22 protein-coding genes are annotated in these 23,046 nt (G+C 68.4%); 13 read left to right on the top strand and 9 right to left on the bottom strand.

Going from position 1 to position 23,046, the window contains the following annotated elements; translation table 11 throughout:
- Positions 1-165 precede the first annotated feature (165 nt).
- Entirely contained in the window at positions 166-1,233 is a 1,068-nt protein-coding gene (locus J2W78_RS04365) for an adenylate/guanylate cyclase domain-containing protein (protein WP_253368331.1), read from the top strand.
- 119 nt (positions 1,234-1,352) lie between these two features.
- Here J2W78_RS04365 and J2W78_RS04360 read toward each other — a convergent pair whose 3' ends face one another.
- Positions 1,353-1,751, bottom strand: coding sequence for an MAPEG family protein (locus J2W78_RS04360; protein ID WP_253368329.1), 399 nt, complete (start codon positions 1,749-1,751; stop codon positions 1,353-1,355).
- 293 nt (positions 1,752-2,044) lie between these two features.
- Here J2W78_RS04360 and J2W78_RS04355 point away from each other — a divergent pair, with 293 nt between their 5' ends.
- Complete coding sequence (locus tag J2W78_RS04355; RefSeq protein WP_253368327.1) at positions 2,045-2,950, top strand: ParA family protein; 906 nt, start codon at positions 2,045-2,047, stop codon at positions 2,948-2,950.
- Entirely contained in the window at positions 2,940-3,464 is a 525-nt protein-coding gene (locus tag J2W78_RS04350) for a hypothetical protein (protein ID WP_253368325.1), read from the top strand. The genes J2W78_RS04355 and J2W78_RS04350 overlap by 11 nt, the downstream gene beginning before the upstream one ends.
- 109 nt (positions 3,465-3,573) lie before the next feature.
- On the opposite strand, the gene J2W78_RS04345 is transcribed toward J2W78_RS04350, so the two are convergent.
- The 3 genes from J2W78_RS04345 to groES form a co-directional block, all read right to left on the bottom strand.
- Positions 3,574-3,783, bottom strand: coding sequence for a hypothetical protein (locus J2W78_RS04345; RefSeq protein ID WP_253368323.1), 210 nt, complete (start codon positions 3,781-3,783; stop codon positions 3,574-3,576).
- A 272-nt stretch (positions 3,784-4,055) separates the two neighbouring features.
- Positions 4,056-5,696 carry a chaperonin GroEL gene (groL, locus tag J2W78_RS04340; RefSeq protein ID WP_253368321.1) on the bottom strand — a complete coding sequence of 547 codons (1,641 nt, stop codon included), beginning with the start codon at positions 5,694-5,696 and terminating at the stop codon, positions 4,056-4,058.
- A gap of 90 nt (positions 5,697-5,786) precedes the next feature.
- Entirely contained in the window at positions 5,787-6,077 is a 291-nt protein-coding gene (gene groES, locus J2W78_RS04335; protein ID WP_060772000.1) for a co-chaperone GroES, read from the bottom strand.
- Positions 6,078-6,290: 213 nt separating this feature from the next.
- Between groES and J2W78_RS04330 the strand changes: the two genes are divergently transcribed.
- From J2W78_RS04330 to J2W78_RS04320, 3 genes are all read left to right on the top strand, one after another.
- The gene (locus J2W78_RS04330) at positions 6,291-7,295 is read left to right on the top strand and encodes a magnesium transporter CorA family protein (protein WP_253368319.1); all 1,005 of its coding nucleotides are present in this window, start codon (positions 6,291-6,293) and stop codon (positions 7,293-7,295) included.
- Between the two features lie 165 nt (positions 7,296-7,460).
- Complete coding sequence (locus tag J2W78_RS04325) at positions 7,461-8,921, top strand: lipopolysaccharide biosynthesis protein (RefSeq protein WP_253368317.1); 1,461 nt, start codon at positions 7,461-7,463, stop codon at positions 8,919-8,921.
- 83 nt (positions 8,922-9,004) lie between these two features.
- A complete protein-coding gene (locus tag J2W78_RS04320) occupies positions 9,005-10,195 on the top strand; it encodes an FAD-binding protein (protein WP_253368315.1) in 1,191 nt (396 codons plus the stop codon).
- A 13-nt stretch (positions 10,196-10,208) separates the two neighbouring features.
- Here the strand turns inward: J2W78_RS04320 and J2W78_RS04315 are convergent, their stop codons facing one another.
- On the bottom strand, positions 10,209-11,849 hold the full coding sequence (locus tag J2W78_RS04315; protein WP_253368313.1) for an inorganic phosphate transporter: 1,641 nt from the start codon (positions 11,847-11,849) through the stop codon (positions 10,209-10,211).
- A 327-nt stretch (positions 11,850-12,176) separates the two neighbouring features.
- Here J2W78_RS04315 and J2W78_RS04310 point away from each other — a divergent pair, with 327 nt between their 5' ends.
- The 4 genes from J2W78_RS04310 (at position 12,177) to glpD (ending at position 14,513) form a co-directional block, all read left to right on the top strand.
- Positions 12,177-12,386: a hypothetical protein gene (locus J2W78_RS04310; RefSeq protein ID WP_253368311.1), complete on the top strand. Its 210-nt coding sequence runs from the start codon at positions 12,177-12,179 to the stop codon at positions 12,384-12,386.
- 113 nt (positions 12,387-12,499) lie between these two features.
- On the top strand, positions 12,500-12,685 hold the full coding sequence (locus tag J2W78_RS04305; RefSeq protein WP_253368309.1) for a hypothetical protein: 186 nt from the start codon (positions 12,500-12,502) through the stop codon (positions 12,683-12,685).
- 8 nt (positions 12,686-12,693) lie between these two features.
- Complete coding sequence (locus tag J2W78_RS04300; protein ID WP_253368307.1) at positions 12,694-13,002, top strand: hypothetical protein; 309 nt, start codon at positions 12,694-12,696, stop codon at positions 13,000-13,002.
- A complete protein-coding gene (gene glpD / locus J2W78_RS04295; RefSeq protein WP_253368305.1) occupies positions 12,999-14,513 on the top strand; it encodes a glycerol-3-phosphate dehydrogenase in 1,515 nt (504 codons plus the stop codon). The genes J2W78_RS04300 and glpD overlap by 4 nt, the downstream gene beginning before the upstream one ends.
- Here the strand turns inward: glpD and J2W78_RS04290 are convergent.
- The 3 genes from J2W78_RS04290 to J2W78_RS04280 all read right to left on the bottom strand — a co-directional run bounded on the left by J2W78_RS04290 (position 14,501) and on the right by J2W78_RS04280 (position 18,968).
- The gene (locus tag J2W78_RS04290; protein ID WP_253368304.1) at positions 14,501-15,934 is read right to left on the bottom strand and encodes a mannose-1-phosphate guanylyltransferase/mannose-6-phosphate isomerase; all 1,434 of its coding nucleotides are present in this window, start codon (positions 15,932-15,934) and stop codon (positions 14,501-14,503) included. The two genes, glpD and J2W78_RS04290, sit on opposite strands and share 13 nt — an antisense overlap.
- Positions 15,935-16,241: 307 nt before the next feature.
- Positions 16,242-18,407 carry a methylmalonyl-CoA mutase gene (gene scpA, locus J2W78_RS04285; RefSeq protein WP_253368302.1) on the bottom strand — a complete coding sequence of 722 codons (2,166 nt, stop codon included), beginning with the start codon at positions 18,405-18,407 and terminating at the stop codon, positions 16,242-16,244.
- Between the two features lie 105 nt (positions 18,408-18,512).
- Positions 18,513-18,968, bottom strand: coding sequence for a purine permease (locus J2W78_RS04280; RefSeq protein ID WP_253368300.1), 456 nt, complete (start codon positions 18,966-18,968; stop codon positions 18,513-18,515).
- A gap of 160 nt (positions 18,969-19,128) precedes the next feature.
- On the opposite strand from J2W78_RS04280, the gene J2W78_RS04275 reads away from it, so the two are divergent.
- Positions 19,129-20,058, top strand: coding sequence for a DUF817 domain-containing protein (locus J2W78_RS04275; RefSeq protein ID WP_253368298.1), 930 nt, complete (start codon positions 19,129-19,131; stop codon positions 20,056-20,058).
- Positions 20,059-20,169: 111 nt separating this feature from the next.
- On the opposite strand, the gene J2W78_RS04270 is transcribed toward J2W78_RS04275, so the two are convergent.
- Positions 20,170-20,385: a hypothetical protein gene (locus J2W78_RS04270; protein WP_003600916.1), complete on the bottom strand. Its 216-nt coding sequence runs from the start codon at positions 20,383-20,385 to the stop codon at positions 20,170-20,172.
- Between the two features lie 528 nt (positions 20,386-20,913).
- On the opposite strand from J2W78_RS04270, the gene J2W78_RS04265 reads away from it, so the two are divergent.
- Positions 20,914-22,071: a S1C family serine protease gene (locus J2W78_RS04265; protein ID WP_253368296.1), complete on the top strand. Its 1,158-nt coding sequence runs from the start codon at positions 20,914-20,916 to the stop codon at positions 22,069-22,071.
- Between the two features lie 153 nt (positions 22,072-22,224).
- A complete protein-coding gene (locus tag J2W78_RS04260) occupies positions 22,225-22,935 on the top strand; it encodes a J domain-containing protein (RefSeq protein WP_253368294.1) in 711 nt (236 codons plus the stop codon).
- The last annotated feature ends 111 nt before the right edge of the window (positions 22,936-23,046 follow it).

Below are 23,046 nucleotides of genomic sequence, written 5' to 3'. Positions count from 1 at the left end.
CTCCGACAGTCTGGAGAGGATCGCGGGCTCCGCCCGCGCTTCCTGATGGCCGACGGAAGGAGCCCCCGTGTCGACCCGCCTGCCCGACCGTTGCCCGCATGGCCCTGTGGCCTCTGCGAACGGGCCGGGCGCATCTTCCTCCGCCGGCCGCCGGAGCCCGATCTGATGCTGCCGCACCATCGCTGGTTCTGGCTTCTCATCCTGCTCGCCGCGGGCGGCGCCGGGCTGCTCTACAACGTCATCTTCGCCGGGGGCGCGAGCCCGGCGGCGGGCTTTACTTACGGCCTGTGTGTTGGCGTTTCGGCGCTGGCCTTCGACCGGGGCGTGCTCCTGGCGGGCGTCCAGTCGCGCATCCGGCGCCTGCCCGCCGGGCTCTACGTCGTCGCGGCGGAACTCTCCTACGTGGCGATGATCGTCGTCGGCAACGCGCTCGGCGGCTTCGTTGTCTGGCTGCTCGGCCTGACCGGCGACAGCCTGGAAGAGGCGGTGCGCACCACGCCGCGAGTGCTGGCCTACGCGCTCGCCGTCTCGGCGCTCCTCGTCTTCGTGATCCGCATGCGCGACCTGATCGGCGGCGAGGTGTTCATCAACTTCCTCGTCGGGCGTTACCATCGCCCGGTGGAGGAGGAGCGCATCTTCCTGTTCCTCGACGTGGTCGGCTCCACCGCCTTCGCCGAGACGCACGGCGACCTGCGCGCGCAGGAATATCTCAGCGCCGTCTTCGCGACGCTGGCCGAGCCGGTGCGGCGCTTCTACGGCTCGACCGACGACTATATCGGCGATCTGGCCATGATCACTTGGCCGATGGAGCGCGGGCTGAAGGATGCGCGCTGCGTCGAATGCCTATTCGCGGTGCGCGAGCGCATCGAGGCGGAGGCGGAGGGCTGGGAGGCCCGCTTCGGTACCGTGCCGCGCCTGCGGGCGGGCCTGCACGGCGGCCCGGTGGTGACGGCCGAAGTCGGGGTGGACCGACACAAGATCGCCTATTTCGGCGACGCGGTGAACGTCGTCGCCCGCGTCGAGGCTCTGTGCCGCCCGCTCGGCGTTGATACGCTGATCTCGGAGGATCTGCTGAAGCGGCTGCCGCGGCTGCCCGAGGGCGTCGTCGTGCGGCCGCTCGGCACCCACGCCCTGCGCGGGCGCGGGCAGCCGCTTGCCGTCGCGACCCTCGAACGCAACGGAACCGCGGCGCTCGCCGAGCCGACGGCACCGCGGATCGCCGCCGCGCCCTAGAGCATCATCCCGAGAGCCGGTTGCCGGCTTTCGGAAGAAGATGATGCGAGAACAAAAGGCCGGAGCATCGTCCCGGATCCGATATCTTGAACGATGCTCCGGGGCGGAGAACCCGCCGCTCAGCTCACCCGCAGCAGCAGCAGGATCGACGCGATCGTCATGATCGCCAGGGTCGCGATAATGCCGCCGCCCCGGCAAGCGAACTGGCGCGGTGAGTTCGTGGGAGCGAACATGCCGATCGGATGCAGGATGCGCGCGATCACCAGCACGATCAGCAGGCCCTGCACCCAGCCATGGGAGCCGCCAGCCGCCTCGTAGAGCGCGATCAGCAGCAGGGTCAGCGGCACGTATTCCTGGAAGTTGCCATGCGAGCGGACGCGCCGCTGGAGCGCGTCCTGCCCGCCATCGCCGAACAGGACGTTGCCGGAGAGCCGGCCGCCGATCACCCATCCGGACAATCCGGCATAGATCAGGCCCAGAATCGCGGCGTAGAAAGCCGTGGTGGTCGGAAAGATCACAGTGAAGAACCTCAGATAGGATGGGCAACCCGCCGGACGGCGGATGTCGTTGGCGCTTCGCAAAGTAGGATTATCGGCGCCGTGTTCCGCCCGTACCGGCGATCACGAAGGCGTATCTGCGACACGGCGGTCGCGGATTGTCCTCACATGCCGCTCGGCGCGGCGGGCGATGGGACGAGATTAAGCATTCTACCGAAAGGTGTCGTCGGCCTTCGGCGGAAGGCGATGCGCTAGGATGGCGTGATGCGGTCCGCTCGGCGGAGCGTGACCGGGCGCGAGGGTCGTTCAGGAGGATGTCGGTGGGCGGCAAGCTGATCGCGGTGGCGAACATGAAGGGCGGGGTCGGCAAGACCACCACCGTGGTCATGCTCGCCGAGGCGCTGGCCGCCGACGGGGCCCGGGTGCTCGTGGTCGATCTCGACCCGCAGGCGAGCGTGTCGGTCTGCCTCGCGGGCGATACGCTGCTCGGCGAGATGATCGTTCGCGGGCGCACGCTCGAGGCCTATCTCGCCCTCAAGCTGATCACCCGCCACAAGCCCGACCTCTCCGCCCGTATCCAACCCGGCGTGAGCCTGACCACCCACAAGAACGCACCGCTCTCGCTCTCGCTGCTGCCGTCGGGCCCGCATCTGCGGCTGGTGGAGCGGGAGATCCTCTACGAGCTGACCGAGCGGAAATTCTCGATGCACGCCATCGACGAGAAGCTGTGGAAGGTCTTTCACGACGACTTCGTGCCCTTGGCGAGGCATTACGATTACGTCTTCTTCGATTGCGCGCCGGGTATCTCGCCGATGACCGAGGTGGCGGTGCGCGCCGCCGACCTCGTCCTCGTCACCTCGATCCCGGACTTTCTCTCGACCTACGGGCTCAACGCCTTCGTCGAGACGATCTGGCGGCGCTCCAGCCGGCAGGCGAGCCATATCGCACCGAAGAGTGCGCCCTACGTTCTGGTCACCCGCTTCCAGGCCCAGGTGCGCCAGCATCAGCGAACCCTGGCGCGGCTCCAGGCAGAGGCGGGGGCCGAGGATGCCGGCTTCCGTCTGCTCGAAACCCGCATTCCTCAGGCGGCGGCACTCGCCGACGCGCTGGTGCCGGCCGACGGGGCGCCCCCGACCTTCTCGGCCAAGTATGGCGCCCATGTTCCCAACGTGCTGATCCCGCTGGTCGCGGAAGTGAAGGAACTTCTCCATGGCCCTTGATGTCGATGGCTATGCCGTCTTGCAGGCGATGGCCTCCGCGCCGGAAGCGTTTCCCGACATCCGCACCGAGATTCCCAAAGCCGCCCGTGCCCTGGTCGTAAAGCAGCTCAAGGCCCGGTCCCTGCGCGTGGCGTCGCTGCGCCTGATCCGCGAAGTGCTGGGAAGCGAGAGCTTCGCCCTGATCGCCGACGGGATGTCCGAGGCCGAGGTAAAGGGCTTGGTGACCCGCCTCGACCCGCACCATCCCTCGCTGAAGACCGCGACGCCGGGCTGGCATCGCCATCGCCTCACCGCCCTGGCTGCCGGCGATGCGCCGTTCCGCAAGGGCGAGACCCGCATCGAGGACAGCCCGGCAAAGCTGCGTGCCGCCGAGGCGCCGCCGGAGCGTGCCCTTGCCAGCCGCCCCTTCTCCGCGGTGTGGGACGGCAAGGATCACGACGCACCGCCCACGAAGGAAGTGCGGGAGAAGAAGGACAAGGAGAAGGACCGAAAGGGCAAGAAGAAGAAGGGCTGATACGGTTGCCGCTCGATCCAAGCGGGGACCGGATCAGCACGCCCACGCGGCACTTGAGCGAGGTCCAAATCCGCGATCCCGAAGGGATCGATCCGCGCAAAGCGGCGGCCTAAGCTTCCGGAAACAGCACCGCGTAACGGGCCTTGAGGGCGGCGAGCCGACCCTGCCCTTCCAGCACCGCAACCCGGTGCTGCCGCGTGACGTCGAGCAGCCCATCGGCCATCTCCGCCTCGCCGCAGAGCCGGGCGCGCTCGGAGATCTGAGAAAGCTGATCGGCCATCAGGCTATCGATCCGTATTCCCTCGGTCAGCGATTGCATCAGATTCAGCATCGCCTCACGGGAGCGGATGTAAGAGGGCAATGGGGCGGGTATACGGTCCGTCACGGTACTCGCAGACGTCAGGCCGACAACGCTCCGACGCTGCCCGAGGCTGGGCGCCTCCGGCCATTGCATAGGATAAACCGTACCCGCTTTTCACGGGTAAGCGCCGTGCACCGGCACCGCGTCATGGGCAGTCCGCGCGCTCCACCAACGAAGAAGGGGCCGCCTTTCGGCGACCCCTCCCCCGTTCTGCGTCTGGGTGCGTGGACTTAGAAGTCCATGCCGCCCATGCCGCCGCCGCCCGGCATCGCCGGGGCGCCGCTGTCCTTCTTCGGCGCGTCGGCGACCATGGCTTCCGTGGTCACCAGCAGGCCGGCGACCGAGGCCGCGTCCTGAAGGGCGGTGCGCACGACCTTGGCCGGGTCGACGATGCCGGCCTGGATCATGTCGACGTACTCTTCGGTCTGGGCGTTGAAGCCGAAGGTCTCGCCGCCGTTGTCGGTGATCTTGCCGACGACGATCGAGCCCTCGACGCCCGCGTTGCTGGCGATCTGACGGATCGGGGCCTCGAGCGCCTTGAGGACGATCTTGATGCCGGCCTGGACGTCCGGGATCTCGGACTTCAGCTGGGCGACCGCCTTCTTGGCGAGCAGCAGCGCGACGCCGCCGCCCGGGACGATGCCCTCTTCCACCGCAGCGCGGGTGGCGTTGAGCGCGTCGTCCACGCGGTCCTTCTTCTCCTTGACCTCGACCTCGGTCGCGCCGCCGACGCGGATCACCGCGACGCCGCCCGCGAGCTTGGCCAGACGCTCCTGGAGCTTCTCACGGTCGTAGTCCGAGGTGGTCTCCTCGATCTGCGCCTTGATCTGGCCGACGCGGGCCTCGATGTCGGCCTTCTCGCCGAGACCGTCGATGATCGTGGTGGTCTCCTTCTCGATGCGGACGCGCTTGGCGCGGCCGAGCATCGGCAGGGCGACGTTCTCGAGCTTGATGCCGAGATCCTCGGAGATCGTCTGGCCCTTGGTGAGGATCGCGATGTCCTCGAGCATCGCCTTGCGGCGATCACCGAAGCCCGGAGCCTTCACGGCCGCGACCTTCAGGCCGCCGCGCAGCTTGTTCACGACGAGCGTGGCGAGCGCCTCACCCTCGATGTCCTCGGCGATGATGACGAGCGGCTTGCCGGTCTGCACCACGGCCTCGAGCACCGGCAGCATCGGCTGCAGCGACGAGAGCTTCTTCTCGTGGATGAGGATGTAGGGATCCTCGAGCTCGGCGACCATCTTCTCGGCGTTGGTCACGAAGTACGGCGAGAGGTAGCCGCGATCGAACTGCATGCCCTCGACGACGTCGAGTTCGGTCTCGGCGGTCTTGGCCTCCTCGACGGTGATGACGCCCTCGTTGCCCACCTTCTGCATGGCGTGGGCGATCATCTCGCCGATCTCCTTGTCGCCGTTGGCGGAGATCGTGCCGACCTGGGCGACCTCCTCAGAAGAGGCGACCTTCTTGGCGCGGGCGGTGATGTCCTTCACCGCGGCGGCCGTGGCGAGGTCGATGCCGCGCTTCAGGTCCATCGGGTTGATGCCGGCGGCGACGTACTTGGCGCCTTCGCGGACGATGGCCTGGGCCAGCACGGTCGCGGTGGTGGTGCCGTCACCAGCGATGTCGTTGGTCTTCGAGGCCACTTCGCGCACCATCTGTGCGCCCATGTTCTCGAAGCGGTCGGCGAGCTCGATCTCCTTGGCGACGGTGACGCCGTCCTTGGTGATGCGCGGCGCGCCGAAGCTCTTCTCGATCACGACGTTGCGGCCCTTGGGGCCGAGCGTCACCTTGACGGCATCCGCGAGGATGTCGACGCCGCGCAGCATCTTGTCGCGAGCATCGGCGGAGAAACGTACGTCTTTCGCTGCCATGTGAGTTTACCTCGAATGATGGAAGGGGCCCCGAAGCCGGCCGAGGGCGGTACCCTGGCGGCCTCCAAGGGCGGTGGAAGGATGCGCGCCTTAGAGGGCGACGACGCCCATGATGTCGGATTCCTTCATGATGAGGAGATCCTGGCCGTCGATCTTGACCTCGGTGCCGGACCACTTGCCGAACAGCACGCGGTCACCGACCTTCACGTCGAGGGCGTTGATGCGGCCCTGCTCGTCGCGAGCGCCGGGGCCGACGGCGACGATCTCGCCCTCTTGCGGCTTCTCCTTGGCGGTATCCGGGATGATGATGCCGCCTTTCGTCTTCTCTTCGCTTTCGATGCGACGGACGACGACGCGGTCGTGCAGCGGACGGAACTTCATGAGCTGCCCTCTTGCTTCGGAATGGCGGTTGGTCTTCATGCGGCCGGGACGACCGCGATCCACCTGATTGTTAGCACTCCAAGCAAGTGAGTGCTAACGACGCTGGCGAGATAGGCGCGTGGCGTTTTTGAGTCAAGGCGCAGCGTCTTTCCCGCTGCGGCGTTCTCGCACGAATTTCCCGTCCACTCCGGACGACACGGACGATCCTTCCCCATGATGAGCCTTCAAGGGGCAAACGGCGCGGTCGAGCACGGCGGCGCGGGGGGCGGCGCAAGCCTGCCCGATCACGCGGTGTGGATCGACCTGAACGATCCGACGGCCGAGGAGGCCGCGCAGGTCGAGCGCAAGACGGGCATCCGGGTGCCCTCGCGCGCGGCACTGAGCGAGGTCGAGTCGTCGAGCCGCCTGCGCCGCAACCGCGACGGCCTCTCCCTATCGACGCCGATGGTGACCTTCGACCGCTCGGATTTCAGCCTGAAGCCGCTAGGCTTCCTGCTCAACGCGGACCACCTCGTCACCGTGCGCTTCCATGACATGCGCGCCATCGCGGCGGTCCGGAAGCGTGTGGACGAGCGCGACGGCGACGGTAGCACCAGCACCCGCATGTTCCTGCTCGTGGTCGAGGAACTGGTCGACAACCTCGCCGACCTGCTGGAGGAGATGTCGGGCGACCTCGATACGCTCTCCACCCGAATCTTCGACTTCGATTCCAGTGCCCGGCCCGGCGCCCGCAAGGGTGACGCCACCGCGCCGAAGCGGCGCGACCTCGCCCTGCGCCGCCTGCTCCGTTCGGTAGGGCGCCACGGCAAGTCCCTGTCGAAGGTCCGTGCCAGCCTGCTCGGGCTCGCACGCATCACCGCCTTCGCCAAGGGCGAGTGCGGGCAGACCCTCGCGGAGGGCGACGCGCCGCGCTTCGACACGTTGGCGCAGGACATCGCCTCGCTGGACGAGTTCGAGACGCGGCTCTCCGAGACCGTCCAGTTCCTGCTCGACGCGACGCTTGGGCTCATCAACATCGAGCAGAACAACGCCTTCCGGGTTCTCACGGTCGTGTCCGTGGTCGGCGTTCCGCCGACCCTGGTGGCCTCGGTGTACGGCATGAACTTCAAGCACATGCCCGAACTCGATTGGGCCTACGGCTACCCCTACGGTCTGGTGCTGATCGTGATCTCGGCGATCGTGCCGCTGCTCTACTTCAAGGCCAAGGGCTGGCTCTAAAGTACCCTCCGACGAACCGGCAACCATCTCATCGGAGGGTGCTCCAACGGCGCCGGACCATCCGCTTTCGGGCGGAGGGCGCCCCACAATTCAGGCTTTGTTGGCGGCTAGCTGCGAGGCTCCCCCGTCCGGCCTCAAGGCCGAGCGAGCAGCGCACCCCATCCTATGGCCGTCATCGCCGCCTTCGTCCTCAATGCCGGGCTGAACTTCATCCTCGGCATCGCCATCGCCCGCATGCTGGGTCCGGCCGATTTCGGTCGGTTCGCCCTGGCGACGGCCGGTGCGGTCGTGCTCAACACCATCCTGTTCGAGTGGCTGCGGCTCTCGGCGACGCGGTTCTACTCGGCGCGGGTGCGCGAGGCCGAGCCATGGATCCGCCGGGGGCTGGACCGGGCCTACATGGTCATCGCGCTGGCGCTGTTTGCCGCCGCCGCCCTCTGTGCCGGTCTCGGGATCGCCGTCAATCCGACCCCCGAGGGCCGGCTCGTCATGACCGCCAGCACCATGGTCGCAGCCATCGGCATCGGGCTGTTCGACTATCACGCGGCGCTTGCCCGCGCCCGCTTCATCGGCAGCGCCTATCTCCGGCTCGTGGTGTGGAAGAACGTTCTGGCCTTCGTGCTGATGGCCGGCACCGCGTGGCTGTTTCCGCAGCCGGTCTGGGTGCTGATCGCGGGGGGCTTGAGCCAGTTCCTGGCGGTGCTGCCGATGCGCAAGGTTCTCGGGGATGAGGCTCTCGGGCACGCGCCCGCCTCGGCCCACGGCCAGTTGCGAAAAACCCTGCGCCTGTTCGCGGCCTACGGTTTGCCCTTGATCGCGGCCAACGCCGTCTATCAGATCATGCCCTTCCTCAACCGCGCCGCCATTGCCAGCACCGCGGGCTTTGCAGAGGCCGGCTATTTCGCACTCGCGGCCGATCTCGGCTCGCGGGCCTTCTCGACACTCGGCGCGGCGCTCGACCTGCTGCTGTTCCAGATCGCCGTGCAGGCCGAGGAGCATCATGGCCGCGAGGCCGCCGAGACCCAGGTCGCGCGCAACATCGCCATCGTGGTGGCACTGCTCCTGCCCTGCGCCGCTGGCTACTGGGCCGTCACGCCCGCCCTCCAGGCGCTGATCGTGCCGGAGGAGTTCCGCGGGCCGTTCGCGGACTATACCGACCTTCTGATCCCGGGCCTGTTCTGCCTCTCGATCATGAACTTCGCCCTCAATCCCATCTTCCAGATCCGACGCCGGACGAGCCCGGTGGTCGCCGCCGCCCTCATCGGGCTGGCCGTCAATGCCCTCGGCCTCGTCCTGCTGCCGCGGATGATGGGGCCGCAGGGCGTCGCCGTCGCGCAGACCCTGGGTCTCGTGGCGGCAGTCGCCATCCTCGGCCTGCGGGCGCTGACGGGGGGGGAGCGCCTGCGCCTGCCGGGCCGCGACCTCGCCCTCACGGCCGCCGCCTGCTTCGCCATGGTGCTGGCGGTGCTGCCGTTCCGCGGCCTGGAGCCGGCGCTCGCCCTGCCCGCCTGCATCGCGGCCGGAATGCTCGTCTACGGGGGCCTTGTCTGGTTCCTCGACATCGCCGGCCTGCGCAGCGCCGTGCGCCAGCGCTTCCCGAAGCGGCTGCCGGCCGCCGCGCGGTAGAGCCGGCTTGCCACTTCGGTCCAAACGGGGTTTGAGTCCGGTCGCGTCTGAACGCTCCAAAAGAATCCCACGGGACGGAAACGATGACCTCATACGCGCCGGCGAGCGAGCAGGAGGCGGCGGCCATCGTGGCGCAGGCCGCCGGCCGGTCGGAACCGTTGCGGCTCGTCGGCGGGGGCACTAAGGCGGCGTTCGGCCGCCCACCGCAGGACGAGGCGACGCTCGCCGCGACGGGTCTTACCGGCATCACCCTCTACGAGCCGGCCGAGATGGTGGTCGCCGCCCGTGCCGGCACGCCGCTCGCCGAGGTCGAGGCGCTGCTGGCCGGGCGTGGGCAGATGCTGCCCTTCGAGCCGATGGATCACCGCGCGCTCTTCGGCTCCACCGGCGAGCCCACCTTCGGCGCGGTGGCGGCGGCCAACAATTCCGGCCCCCGCCGCATCAATGCGGGCGCGGCCCGCGACAGCCTGATCGGCGTGCGCTTCGTCAACGGACGCGGCCAGCCGATCAAATCCGGCGGGCGGGTGATGAAGAACGTCACCGGCCTCGATCTCGTGAAGCTGATGGCCGGCTCCTGGGGCACGCTCGGCCTGCTGACCGAGGTCACCTTCAAGGTGCTGCCGGTGCAGGAGCAGGTCGCGACCCTTGTGCTGTCGGGCCTTGCCGACGCCGCCGCAGTCGAGGCGCTCGCCACCGCCCTCGGCTCACCGTTCGAGCTGACCGGCGCCGCCCACCTCCCCGCCGGTGTCGGCGGCCCGGCGCCGCGCACGCTGATGCGCGTCGAAGGTTTTGCCAAGTCGGTCGGCTATCGCCTTGGCGAGTTGCGCCGCCTGCTGCGCCGCTACGGTGAGCCACAAGTCGTCGAAGGCGAGGAGAGCGCCGCACTCTGGCGCGCCGTGCGCGACGTGATCCCGCTCGCCGGGCCGCGCGAGGCCGCAATCTGGCGCATCTCCACCGCTCCGACCCGCGGGCCGGCCGTCACCGCGGCGATCGCTGCCGAGCGCGACGCGCGCTGGTTCTACGATTGGGGCGGCGGCCTGATCTGGCTCGCCACCGATGCTTCCGACGATGCCGGCGCCGCGGTGATCCGCGCCGCGGTGAAGGCCACCGGCAGCGGGCACGCGACGCTGGTGCGCGCGCCCGAGACCCTGCGCGCGGCCGTCCCCGTCTTCGAGCCGCTGCCCGAGCCGTTGATGCGCATCAGCGCCGGCATCAAAGCCGCGCACGATCCCGCCGGCATCTTCAACCCCGGCCGGATGTACGCAGGCGTCTGACCCTCGCTTCGCGTCAGAACACGAACCGCAGGCCGGCATAGAGCAGCCCGGCCAGGGTGATCGCCGCCGGCAGGGTCAGCAGCCACGCGGCGGCGAGGTTGCGCACGGTGGTCCATTGCAGGCCCGAGCCGTTGGCCGCCATGGTGCCGGCGACGCCGCTCGACAGGATGTGGGTGGTCGAGACCGGAAGGCCGTAGGCCTCCGCGAGGCCGATCGTGCCCGCGGCCGTGATCTCGGCGGACGCGCCTTGCGCGTAGGTCAGGTGCTTCTTGCCGATGCGGCTGCCGACTGTGACGACGATGCGCTTCCAGCCCACCATCGTGCCGAGGCCGAGCGCGAGGGCGACCGACGCCTTCACCCAGGTCGGAATGTAGCGGGTGCCGTCGTTCAGACTCGCCTCGTAGGCCTTCAGCGTCTCGGCCTCCTCGCCGACGAAGAGCCCCTCGTGCTTCTTCAGGCTGTGGATGGCGTCCGAGGCGAGGTACATGTCGTTGCGCAGGTTTGGCGTCGCCGCCGCCGGAACGTGGCGGATCGCGCCGTACTCCTTCACCTTCGTGGCGATGTCGTCCGAGAGGGCGGCGAGGGCTGCATAGGTCTCCGCCCGGTCGAGATCCTTCTTTCCCAGCGCCGCGGTGATCTGCGCGCGCCCCTCGGCCGGGCTCGGCATTGGAGTCTGGTCCGCCCGGTTCTGGAACACCGTCCGGGCGCGTTCGGAGACCTGCACGAAATGCGGCGTCGCCGATTCCGCCATGGTGCGGTTGAGTGCGTAGGCGGTGGGCGCGGCGCCGATCAGGATCAGCATGATCAGGCCCATGCCCTTCTGCCCGTCATTGCCGCCATGGGCGAACGAGACGCCGCCGCAGGTAAGGATCAGTAGGGCGCGGATCCAGAGCGGGGGCGGCGTGTCGCCCTCCGGCTCCCGGTAGAGAGTGCGGTTCCGGATCATGAACCGCATCGTCAGCAGCAGCAGGGCCGCCATAACGAAGCCGACGAGGGGACTGAACAGCAGCGCGCGCAGCACGCTCCAGGCCTGATCCCACTGCACGCCGGACGTGTCCGAACCTTCGGAGGCCATGAGCTGGTTGGCGAGACCCACGCCGAGGACCGATCCGATCAGCGCGTGCGAGGACGAGTTCGGCAGGCCGAGCGCCCATGTCCCCAGGTTCCATACGATCGCGGCGATGAGCAGCGCGAAGATCATCGCGTAGCCGGCGGACGAGCCGGACTTCAGCACCAGTTCCACGGGCAGCAAGGTGACGACGCTATAGGCGACGGCACCGGTCGAGACGAGGACGCCGAGAAAGTTGAGGACGCCGGAATAGACCACCGCGACGGCCGGAGGCAGGCTGTGGGTGTAGATCACCGTCGCGACGGCATTGGCCGTGTCATGGAAGCCGTTCACGAACTCGAAGCCGAGGGCGATGAGCAGCGCGAGGCCTAGCAGCGCGAAGGCGCCGATTGCCAGCGGCGGCTGCCCGGCGGCCTGCATGTCCATGATCAGGTTGAAGAGCGCGTAGCCGATCCCGCCCACCAGCACGAGCAGGAAGAGGATGGTTCCGCCCGGATGCATCCGCCCGTCGAGATCGGGGCCCCCGGACGGGCGGGCCTCGGTGGCTGTCGAACCCCGGTCCGGCAGGCTGAGCGCGTCTGACATCCGAACCTCGAAGGAAGGGCCGCGGCCCGCGACTGTGCCCGGAGTCGGGCCATACGGTCCTGGGCCTTGTTGCCACCGGTCGCGCGGCTGCGGCTGCCCGTGGACCAAGATAACGCCGAGCTTACAAATGCTGCTCAGTGGAGAGGTTCCATGAAGTTTCGATGACAGGGAGAAAATGCAGATGTCGGCCGCGATCTGTTGCGGCCCTTCGCGTCTCTGCGCGTCGTCGACCGGGTCTGGATTGATGAGGGGCGCGGTGGATTGCGGCTTTCACGGTCGCATCACGCCATGAGACGCCGGGGTTCGGATCGTCGTAGAAGGACGCCCATGCTGACGCTCGCGCTCTCGCTCGCCCTTCTCGTCGTGGTGATCCTCATCATCGTTCGGCGGCGCCACCTCACCCTTCTCATGGGTGTGGGCAGCTTGATCGCGGCCCTGCTCGCCATGCTCTGGCTTCAGGATCTCGGCCTCGTGCCCGGCTCACAGGGACCCTTGACCCACACCCGGCCGCAGACGCTCAATGATGTCCGGCGATGACAGCTCTCGATGACAGCTCTGCGGGGGACGGCCAGGGAACTCTCCCGGCCCTTCGCGCGTCTGCCGCGATGGACTGGCCTTCGCTCCTAGGCTCGTCGGATTGGAGACGTCCCGTGCGCAACCTTCTCCTGCTCTTGATCGTGCTTGCAGGCGGCTTCGTGCTGACGGCGATGTACGTCGCACCGAACCAGCCCGAACTGCGGGGCTGGTACGAGACCAATGCATGTCCGCATCTCGACCAGATCAGTCCGAAGATCTGCGAGCCGATCCGGGCCGCCCGAGGCACGAGCGCGATCTGAGGCCGCGTTTGCGCCGGGCCTTCGACTGGTTCTTCCGCGACCGGCGCAGCGGCGCCGTCGTTATCGGCCAATGGCCGAACGGACCGCTCTGGATCTTCGCTGTAGCCTCGGCCCTGGAATGGCTGCTCGCGGCGGTGATGCCCGGCCTGCCGGCTCCGGTCTTCGTGGGCCTCCGCATCGTCGCGCTCCTGGGTCTGACCGTCTGGGCGGTCGATGAGATCCTCCGCGGGGTCAATCCGTGGCGGCGTTGCCTCGGGGCCGCCGTGCTGATCGGGATCGTCGTCAGCCTCGGTCTTAGCGGTCTAGGCGGGCGGTGAGCGAACCTTTCGACCTCCTCGTCATCGGCGGTGGCATCAACGGTGCCGGGATCGCCCGTGATGCGGCCGGACGGGGCCTGCGCGTCCTGTTGTGCGAGCGGGGCGATCTGGCCGAGTACACCTCGTCGGCCTCGACCAAACTGATCCATGGCGGCCTGCGCTACCTCGAACAGTACGAGTTCAGGCTCGTGCGCGAGGCGCTGGCCGAGCGTGAGCGGTTGATGCGGCTCGCACCCCACATCGTCTGGCCCTTGCGCTTCGTCCTGCCCTACGATGCGGGGCTACGGCCGGCCTGGATGCTGCGGCTCGGGCTCTTCCTCTACGATCATCTTACCCGCCTCAAAACGCTGCCCGGTTCGACATCGCTGCGCCTGGATCGCGATACGGCCGGCGCGCCGCTTCAAAAGCGACTGACGCGGGGCTTCGCCTATTCCGATTGCTGGGTCGAGGACAGCCGCCTCGTCGTGCTGAATGCGCTCGACGCCGCCGAGCGCGGCGCGCAGATCCGCACCCGGACCGCCGTCGAATCCGCCCGCCGCGATGCCGACGCCTGGGCCGTCACTCTCTACGATTCCGACAGGCGGCGGCGGGAGAGCGTGGGCGCGCGGGCCGTCGTCAACGCCGCCGGTCCGTGGGTCGGCGAGACCCTGCTGCGAACGCTTTCCGTGGAAGCCCGGCCCAAGGTGCGCCTCGTCAAGGGGAGCCACATCGTCGTCCGGCGCCTCTACGAGGGCGATCAGGCGTACATCCTGCAGCAGCCGGATCGGCGCATCGTCTTCGCCATCCCCTACGAGCGCGACTTCACCCTGATCGGCACCACCGATGTGGCACATGAGGGCGGCCCCGGACCGGTCAGGATCTCGGCCGAGGAGACGCGCTATCTCTGCGCCTGCATCAACCGCTCGTTCGAGCGACAGATCGGCCCGGACGACGTGGTCTGGAGCTTTTCGGGGCTCAGGCCGCTCTACGACGACGCGGCGGCCAACGCTTCGGCAGTCACCCGCGACTACGTGCTCGAACTCGACACCGACGGTCCTCCGGTCCTGTCCGTGTTCGGAGGCAAGATCACGACCTATCGGCGGCTCGCCGAGCACGCCCTCGACCGGCTGGGGCCGCACCTGCCCGGCCTGAAGTCGGCCTGGACCGGAACCGCCCCCCTGCCCGGCGGTGACATGGACGGCGCGGATTTCGAGAGGTTCCTGGCGAGGCTGGTGGCCGAGCGTCCCTTCCTCCCGGAGGCGACCGCCCGCCGGCTCGCCCGCGCCTATGGCACCCGCGTGGAGCAACTGCTCGGCGATGCACGCGCACTGTCCGATCTCGGCGAGACCTTCGGCGGCGATCTCAGCGCGCGCGAGGTCGATTACCTCGTGCGGCACGAATGGGCCCGCACGTCCGACGACGTCCTGTGGCGACGCTCGAAGCTCGGACTCAGGATCGGCCGGGCGGATGTCGCCCGGCTCGGGCGCACCCTCGCCGCCCAAACGGCCGATCCCGGCGCTCAGCGCCCGTAGACGTCCTCGACCCGGATGATGTCGTCCTCGCCCGTATAGGAGCCGACCTGTACCTCGATCAGTTCGAGCGGGATCTTGCCGGGATTGGTCAGTCGGTGCATCGAGCCGATCGGCAGGTAGACCGCCTCGTTCTCATGGACGAGGACAATCTGGTCGTTCAGCGTCACCTCGGCCGTGCCCTTCACCACCACCCAGTGTTCGGCCCGGTGAAAGTGCTTCTGCAGCGAGAGCCGCCCGCCCGGCGTCACCATGATCCGCTTCACTTGAAAGCGTTCGCCGATATCGATGCGCTGATACCAGCCCCAGGGGCGGTACATCCGGCGGTGGGCATCTGCCTCCGGGTGGGCCTTCTCGCGCAGGACGGTGACGAGATCCTTGACCTTGCCCGATTTCGCCTTTGCGGCGACCAGCACCGCGTCCGGGGTCGCGACCACCACCACGTCGTCGAGTCCGACCACCGTGGTGAGCCCATCGCCCTCGCTGTGCACGAGGCTGCCCGTGGTCTCCACCAGTTCGACCCGGCCGCGGACAGCGTTGCCCTGGGCGTCACGCTCCAGCACCTGCCACACCGCGTCCCAGGTGCCGACATCCGACCACGCGAAGGAGACCGCGAGCACGCCCGCGCGGGTGGTTCGCTCCATCACCGCGTAATCGATCGAGGTTTTGGGCGCCCGCGCGAAGGACTCGGCCTGGAGGCGCACGAAATCGAGATCCGTGGCGGCGTTGGCGAGCGCGCCGCGGGCGGCTTCCAGCACGTCGGGTGCGTGCGCTTCCAACTCGGCGATCATCACGTCGGCGCGGAACAGGAAGTAGCCCGAGTTCCACAGGGCGCCCTCCGAGATCAGGCGCTCGGCGCCGGCCGCATCCGGCTTCTCGACGAAGCGCTCGACCCTGTGAAGGCCCGGCGCGTCGGGAAGTGCGCCGCCGGTGCGGATGTACCCGTACTCGGTCGCGGGCCGGGTCGGGGTGATGCCGAGCGTCATGATCTGGCCGAGACGCGCGCCGCGGGCGGCTTCCTGCGCGGCGCGCGCGAAGGCGGCGGCGTCTTCGATCACATGGTCGGCGGCCATCACCAGCACCACCGTCTCCGGCCCGCGCCGCCCCCCATGCAGCGCGGCCACCGCCACCGCTGCGGCAGAGTCGCGTCGCTCGGGTTCGAGCAGGATGTCGGCGCTGATGCGGCTCTGTGCGAGTTGCTCGGCGACGATGAAGCGGGACTCGGCCGAGGCGATGACCGTCGGCCGGGCGAACACGGCCTGGTCGGCGACGCGGCGGACGGTGGCCTGGAAGGTCGAGGTTGCGGGATCGACCAGCGGCGTGAACTGCTTCGGCATGCTCTCGCGCGAGGCCGGCCACAGCCGCGTACCCGAGCCGCCGCACAGGATCACGGGCAGGATTTTTTCGTGGTCTGCCTCGGCCATGGCCCAGCCCCGTCGCGGATCGAGAGGCGCCAGCCGGTCGGACAAAGGTGCGGGAGCGGCGGGCGCGAAAATTGACCCTGCCGTCTTAGCCGATCCCCCCGCACGCCACCACGATACGGGCCATGCGGCCTGCGATTCAGGTAAATTCGCGAAAGCATCGTCCTGGATATCGGATCCAGGGCGATGCTTTCGCCCGTTGGTCTTGCATCATCTCTTCCGAAAGCCGGAGGCCACCTTTCGGGACGATGCGCTCGAAACTCGGATGAGGAGCGGCGGGGTTCAGCCGCCGCCTGGCCTTTCCGAAACGCTACTCGGCCGCCTGCCGCTCGCCGTAGCCGAGGCGGCTGTTGAGTTCGCCGAGCAGCTTCACCGCCGCTTCCGCGATCACGGTGCCCGGTGGGAAGATCGCCGAGGCGCCCGCGGCGTAGAGGGCGTCGTAATCGCCCGGTGGGATCACGCCGCCGACCACGATCATCACGTCGTCGCGGCCCTCCTGCTTCAGGGCGGCCTTGAGTTCCGGCACCAGCGTCAGGTGGCCCGCCGCCAGCGAGGAGACGCCGACGATGTGCACGTCGTTCTCGACTGCTTGGCGTGCCGCCTCGTCGGGCGTGGCGAAGAGCGGCCCGATATCGACGTCGAAGCCGAGATCGGCGAAGGCCGAGGCGATCACCTTCTGGCCGCGATCGTGCCCGTCCTGGCCCATCTTGGCGACCAGGATGCGCGGGCGGCGCCCGTCATTCTCCTCAAAAGCCTCGACGAGGCCGCGCACCTTCTCCACCACCGGCGACATGCCGCCCACCTCCCGCTTGTAGACGCCTGAGATCGAGCGGATCTCGGCGCGGTGACGGCCCCATGCCTTCTCCAGCGCCTCCGAGATCTCGCCGACCGTGGCCTTGGCCCGCGCCGCGTTCACCGCCAGTTCGAGCAGGTTGCCCTCGCCGTCCGCGGCCTTCGTCAGGGCGGCCAAAGCCGCATCGACGTCGGCCTGGTTGCGCTCGGCGCGCAGGCGCTTGAGCTTGTCGATCTGCTTGGCGCGCACGTCGGCGTTGTCGACGCGCAGCAGGTCGATCTTCATCTCGTCGTTGGGCTTGTACTTGTTGATGCCGACGATCGTCTGGCGCCCGGAATCGATCCGCGCCTGCGCGCGCGCCGCCGCCTCCTCGATGCGCAGCTTCGGGATGCCGGCCTCGATGGCTTTGGCCATGCCACCCAGCGCCTCGACCTCGCGAATATGCTCCCAGGCGCGGTCGGCGATGTCCCGGGTCAGCCGCTCGACATAGTAGGAGCCGCCCCACGGATCGATGATCCGCGTCGTGCCGCTCTCCTGCTGCAGGAAGAGCTGGGTGTTGCGGGCGATGCGGGCCGAGAAGTCGGTCGGCAGCGCCAGCGCCTCGTCGAGCGCGTTGGTGTGGAGCGATTGCGTGCCGCCCTGCGTCGCCGCCATCGCCTCGATGCAGGTGCGGGTGACGTTGTTGAACACGTCCTGCGCCGTCAGCGACCAACCGCTCGTCTGCGAGTGGGTGCGCAGGGGCAGCGACTTGTCGCTCTTCGGCTCGAACTCCTTGACGAGCTTGGCCCAGATCAGGCGCGCGGCCCGCATCTTGGCGATCTCCATGAAGAAGTTCATCCCGATCGCCCAGAAGAACGACAGGCGCGGGGCGAACTGGTCGATGGTCAGGCCCGCGGCCAGACCCGCCTTGATGTACTCGACACCGTCGGCGAGCGTGTAGGCGAGTTCCAGATCCTGCGTCGCCCCGGCTTCCTGCATGTGGTAGCCGGAGATCGAGATCGAGTTGAACTTCGGCATGTTCTTCGAGGTGTAGCCGAAGATGTCCGAGATGATCCGCATCGATCCCTTGGGGGGATAGATGTAGGTGTTGCGGACCATGAATTCCTTGAGGATGTCGTTCTGGATCGTGCCGGCGAGCTTTTCCGGCGGCACGCCCTGCTCCTCGGCCGCGACGATGTAGAGGGCGAGCACGGGCAGCACCGCGCCGTTCATCGTCATCGACACCGTCATCTCGTCCAGCGGAATGCCGGAGAACAGCGTGCGCATGTCGTAGATCGAGTCGATCGCGACACCCGCCATGCCGACATCGCCCGAGACGCGCGGGTGGTCCGAATCGTAGCCGCGGTGCGTCGCGAGATCGAAAGCGACGGAGAGGCCCTTCTGGCCCGCGGCCAAGTTGCGCCGATAGAAGGCGTTCGAATCCTCGGCCGTGGAGAAGCCGGCATATTGCCGGATCGTCCAGGGCTGGGTGACGTACATCGCCGGATAGGGCCCGCGCAGGTAGGGCGGCAGGCCGGGGAACGAGTCGATCCCCTCGCAGCTCTCGCGGTCCTCAGGGCCGTAGAAGCCCTTCACCGGAATGCCCTCGGGCGTCATCCACGGCTCCCCGGCCGGCGGCGGCGGCGCCTTGAAGCCGTCGGCCGCATAGGCGACGGAGGCGAAATCGGGGATGCGGGAGCTCATCGTGCGTCTGTTCCTGGCGTCAGTCTCGGCGTCGGCGGAGACGGTGATTTTTTTTGAGCATTATAGGCAAGCCACCAAACGCGGCTACTGTCCAGAAGGCTTGGCTCAGCGGCCGCGCTTGCGCCGGTTTCCTGTCACGTGATGACGGCCACGCGCATCCCAGCGCACGCTCGGCGCCGGCCCCGACGGCGCGGCGAGCCACGCCCGTCGCTGCGCGATCAGAGCCTTGAGCCGTTCGGCCCGCTTTTCCTTGCGGGCGCAGTCGCAGGCGCAATCGGGGTCGAAGCCGTGGGGACCGCCCTCTCCCGAGAAAAGGCTGATCACTGCCATCACAAGGCCGACCACGCCGATTACGCCGATCACCAGCGCCGGCCACGCGAGGCCGAGCCCGATGAGGACGGCGATGGCCGCCTTGCCCGCCAGCGTCCCGACCAGCTTCACTTTCAGGAGAGCGCCGAAGGTCGCCGCTGCGCCGGCCGATCCGCGTAGCGCCCGCAAGCTTCGCCTGCGAAAGCGCTTGCGCGCCATGAGCGCTTCGAGCCGGTGCAGTTCGCGTTCCATCCGCCGCCGGGCGGGTGCCCGATCCTCCACCGCGTTCGCCTGCACGCCCCCTCCCCGCTGCGCTTGCCGCGCCGAGTGTGGGCTGAGGCGAGCGTGACCGTCAAACCGCCGCTTTCCGCGGCTCGGGTCGTGCTGAGCGCACGGCGGAGGTTCGAACGGAATGGCGACGGGGCGAAGGGCACCGAGTGCGGCACGGAACTGGCCGTTCCTGGCTGGCTTCGTCGCGGCCGAGAGTCGGCTCGGCGAGCGCGCCCAGGCCATCGGCCGTCTGCCGGCCTTCGCCTACGAGTTCGTCAGGTTCGGGGTGAAGCAGGGCTGGGCCTGCCTGTTCGGCGGCTTGATCTGCGCACTGCTCATCGGCACGCACCTGTTCTACCCGGCCGACGCGCTGCTCTCGCGCTACGATTTCCTGACGCTCGCGGCGGTGCTGATCCAAATCGCGCTGCTGGCGCTCGGCATGGAGACCTGGGAGGAGGCCAAGGTCATCGCGCTCTACCACGTCGTCGGGACGGCGATGGAGATCTTCAAGACCGGCGTCGGCTCATGGATCTACCCGGAGGCGAGCCTGCTGAAGATCATGGGCGTGCCGCTGTTCACCGGCTTCATGTATGCCAGCATCGGCTCCTACATCGCCCGCGTCTGGCGCCTGTTCGACTTCCGCTTCACCCGGCATCCGCCGCTGGCCTTCACGCTGCCGCTGGCGGGCGCGATCTACCTCAACTTCTTCAGCCACCATTACGTGGCCGACCTACGCGCGATGCTGTTCATTGCGACCGGCGTGCTGTTCGGGGGCACGGTCGTGCATTTCAAGGTCTGGCACGTGCATCGGCCAATGCCGCTGCTGCTCGGCTTCGTTCTCGTGTCGCTCTTCATCTGGCTGGCCGAGAACATCGGCACGGCAAGCCGCGTCTGGCTCTACCCGAACCAGGCGGCCGGCTGGTCGCCGGTCTCGGCGGCCAAGCTCGGCTCGTGGTTCCTGCTGATGATCGTGTCCTACGTGCTGGTCACACTGGTGAGCCGGCCGGAGCCTTGCCCCGAGGCGGCACCCGCGCGGCCCGCCGATCCGGCTGAGCCGCGACCCGCGCGCTAGAGCCGTATCCGACCCCATTGCATCAGGCCGGCATCTCTAGGCCCTTGTTCTGACGCGCATTCTTTCGACGAACCGGTTCCCGCTTCGTCGGAAGGCGCATCAAGGCCGCGATCAGTTGACGTAGGTGCGGATCCAGTTCGGGGAGAGGATTTCGCCCTCTTCTGTGATGATCCAGGGCTGCTTCGAGGGGTCGCCGAGGGCGCCCTTCGCGGCGAGGAGCGCCTCGCGCAGGGTGTCGTAGCGCTCGGGCTGGGCCAGGGGAGACGAGGCCGGCAGGGTGCGCCAGATCGTCAGGTCGGCAGGACGTTCGAGAGCTTCGGTTTCCATCTCTTGCTCTTCCTGTTCGAACCGGGCCCGTTCGCGAAAGGATCGCGGCGGCGGCGGGCGCCGCTGGGCCGGTATGCTCAAAGTTCTAGGGCGATCGAAGCATCTCTGGGGCGGCTTTGCGATCAATTCGAGTGCTCGATGACCAATCGACCACCGTTTCGTCGCAGTTCCTCACCTGAACCTTGCCTTGGTTTCGCCAAAAATTGGTCCAGACCCACCCACCGATGCCTTCTCATCAGTAGGACGACACTGCGTATGAAACAGTATGCAATTGGTTACTCTTCGTGGGGGCATTCCTCGGTGCGGTGCCGCACCCACCTTCGCTGTGTAGGAAAGCGGGGATTTGTTGACGGGACGCCACACCGGACACAGCTAAGTCTCAATCACCGGACTCGCGCGCTCGGCGGCGCGTCGGACCCGACTCTTGTGAGTTTGGTGGAGAGAACCTGAACGGGGCCCGTACCGCCGACGCGGCGCGGGTCGCGCGGTTCATGGTTGGACAAGGGCCGAGCAAGAACTGAGGTTGTCGTGCCGGATCGTTTCGTGCGCATCGCCTTGGGCGTGACGCTGGGCCTGCTGATCGCCTTCGTGGCGCAGCCCTACATCCTCGCCTTCCTGTATTCGGCGGACGCGCCGCGCTCGGTGGCCGCCCGCGGCGACCTCTCGGCGGCGGAGAAGACCACCGTCGATCTGTTCGCCCGCGCCTCGCCCTCCGTCGTCCACGTCTTCGCCCAGGCGGCGGCGCAGGGGCGCTCGCTGATGGAGCCGGACGACGAGTTCGGCCAAGGGCCGGGCGGTGGCGAGCAGCAGCAGGGCTCCGGGACGCAGACCGGCACCGGCTTCGTCTGGGATGCGGCCGGGCATGTCGTGACCAACAACCACGTCGTCGAGGCCGCGACGAAGGGCGGCGGCTCGATCTCCGTTCGGCTCGCCTCGGGCGAAGTGGTCGGGGCGCGGGTCGTCGGCACCGCACCGAGCTACGATCTCGCCGTGCTCCAACTCGGCCGTGTCGCCAAGATGCCCCCACCGCTCGCTGTCGGAACCTCGGCCGACCTTAAGGTTGGGCAATCGGCCTTCGCCATCGGCAATCCGTTCGGCCTCGACCACACCCTCACCACAGGAGTCATCAGCGCGCTCCAGCGGCGGCTGCCGACGCAGGAGGGTCGGGAACTGTCGGGCGTCATCCAGACCGATGCGGCGATCAATCCGGGCAATTCCGGCGGGCCATTGCTCGATTCCGCCGGGCGCCTGATCGGCGTCAACACTGCGATCTTCTCGCCCTCGGGCGCCAGCGCCGGCATCGGTTTCGCGGTGCCCGTCGATGTCGTCAACCGGGTGGTGCCGGACCTCATTAAGAACGGGCGGGTGCGCAATCCTGGCATCGGCATCATCGCCGGCCAGGAGGCGACCGCCGCCCGGCTCGGCATCGACGGCGTCGTGGTGCTGCGGGTGCTCCCCGGCTCGCCCGCGGCGCAGGCCGGCTTGCGCGGCGTCGATCCCCGCAGCGGCACGATCGGCGACGTCATCGTCGGCGCCAACGGCCGCCCGGTCCACCGCTTGTCGGACCTGACCGCCGTGGTCGAGGAAGCGGGCCTCGACCGCCCGGTGAGCCTGCTGGTGGAGCGCGACGGCCGGGTGCGGACGGTACGGGTGAACACCGCTGACGTGGCGCAGACGCGGTTGTAATTCCGCTCCGAGCGGAGCGACAGCCTGACGCCGTGGAGGCGGCCGCCGGCGTTTGAGGCCGGAAGGAAACCAGGGTGATCGCTTCAAGCGATTACCCTGCCCTGCGCCGGAAGAGCGCTTTACGCGCGCACCGAACCGGCCGATGACCGCGGGATGCTCATCGCCCTCGGCCTTCTGGCGCTCATCGGATTCTGGTGGCTCGGCCGCCGCAACGGGCGCTTGCCCTTCGGCCTGACGCCGCGCCTGCTCGCCGGCTACGCCCTGCTGGCGGCGGCCTTCGCACTGTCGCTCAAAGGGAGCTTCGTCCTGGCCTTTCTGCTCGGCGGTGGAGGCGTCTGGCTGACGGAGGGCGAGGCGGGCGTGATCCGGCGGGTCCGCGCGTGGCGCGGGCAGCGGGAGCCGCGGCAAGGGGGTGCACGGCAAGTGCGGACGGCCGCCGTTGAGTTCGACCTTCGCGCCGATGGCGAGCCGATGGACGGGACCGTGCTCGTCGGGCCCTTCGCCGGCCGTCGCCTGTCGGCGGTGCCGCCGGAGGCGCTGGTCGAGCTTGCCGCGCTGCTACGTGCCAATGATCCCGAGGGCGCACGCGGGCTAGAGGCGTATCTCGACCGCTGGCAGCCCGGCTGGCGTGTAGACGCTGATGGCAACCGAGACCCGCGGCCGGGCGGCCCGGCGAAGCCAGGGTCGATGACGGAGGAGGAGGCCTATCAGGTCCTGGGGCTTGAGCGCGGGGCGTCCCTGGAAGACGTCCGCGCGGCTCATCGGGCGTTGATGAAGCGGCTGCATCCCGACCAGGGCGGCAGCGTCGAGCGTGCGGCGCGCGTGAACGCGGCGCGTGACAGACTTGTGAACCGACATCGCTAGAACTCCACGCGCGTTGTCAGGGTCGATGTGTCGAAAAACGTAGACGCCGCGTGTCGCGGCCCCTGTCATCGGGCGGCTGCCGGCCGAACGCGCCGGCAGCCGCACCGAGGA

This window comes from Methylorubrum extorquens (assembly GCF_024169925.1).
Classification (GTDB): Bacteria; Pseudomonadota; Alphaproteobacteria; order Rhizobiales; family Beijerinckiaceae; genus Methylobacterium; species Methylobacterium extorquens_A.
This window is presented reverse-complemented; position numbering and strand designations above follow the sequence as displayed.

Coding starts and splice junctions, on each gene's coding strand:
- J2W78_RS04365 (WP_253368331.1), top strand. CDS start 166: ATGCTGCCGCACCATCGCTGGTTCTGGCTTCTCATCCTGCTCGCCGCG.
- J2W78_RS04355 (WP_253368327.1), top strand. CDS start 2,045: ATGTCGGTGGGCGGCAAGCTGATCGCGGTGGCGAACATGAAGGGCGGG.
- J2W78_RS04350 (WP_253368325.1), top strand. CDS start 2,940: ATGGCCCTTGATGTCGATGGCTATGCCGTCTTGCAGGCGATGGCCTCC.
- J2W78_RS04345 (WP_253368323.1), bottom strand. CDS start 3,783: ATGCAATCGCTGACCGAGGGAATACGGATCGATAGCCTGATGGCCGAT.
- groL (WP_253368321.1), bottom strand. CDS start 5,696: ATGGCAGCGAAAGACGTACGTTTCTCCGCCGATGCTCGCGACAAGATG.
- groES (WP_060772000.1), bottom strand. CDS start 6,077: ATGAAGTTCCGTCCGCTGCACGACCGCGTCGTCGTCCGTCGCATCGAA.
- J2W78_RS04330 (WP_253368319.1), top strand. CDS start 6,291: ATGATGAGCCTTCAAGGGGCAAACGGCGCGGTCGAGCACGGCGGCGCG.
- J2W78_RS04325 (WP_253368317.1), top strand. CDS start 7,461: ATGGCCGTCATCGCCGCCTTCGTCCTCAATGCCGGGCTGAACTTCATC.
- J2W78_RS04320 (WP_253368315.1), top strand. CDS start 9,005: ATGACCTCATACGCGCCGGCGAGCGAGCAGGAGGCGGCGGCCATCGTG.
- J2W78_RS04315 (WP_253368313.1), bottom strand. CDS start 11,849: ATGTCAGACGCGCTCAGCCTGCCGGACCGGGGTTCGACAGCCACCGAG.
- J2W78_RS04310 (WP_253368311.1), top strand. CDS start 12,177: ATGCTGACGCTCGCGCTCTCGCTCGCCCTTCTCGTCGTGGTGATCCTC.
- J2W78_RS04290 (WP_253368304.1), bottom strand. CDS start 15,934: ATGGCCGAGGCAGACCACGAAAAAATCCTGCCCGTGATCCTGTGCGGC.
- scpA (WP_253368302.1), bottom strand. CDS start 18,407: ATGAGCTCCCGCATCCCCGATTTCGCCTCCGTCGCCTATGCGGCCGAC.
- J2W78_RS04280 (WP_253368300.1), bottom strand. CDS start 18,968: ATGGAACGCGAACTGCACCGGCTCGAAGCGCTCATGGCGCGCAAGCGC.
- J2W78_RS04275 (WP_253368298.1), top strand. CDS start 19,129: ATGGCGACGGGGCGAAGGGCACCGAGTGCGGCACGGAACTGGCCGTTC.
- J2W78_RS04270 (WP_003600916.1), bottom strand. CDS start 20,385: ATGGAAACCGAAGCTCTCGAACGTCCTGCCGACCTGACGATCTGGCGC.
- J2W78_RS04260 (WP_253368294.1), top strand. CDS start 22,225: ATGCTCATCGCCCTCGGCCTTCTGGCGCTCATCGGATTCTGGTGGCTC.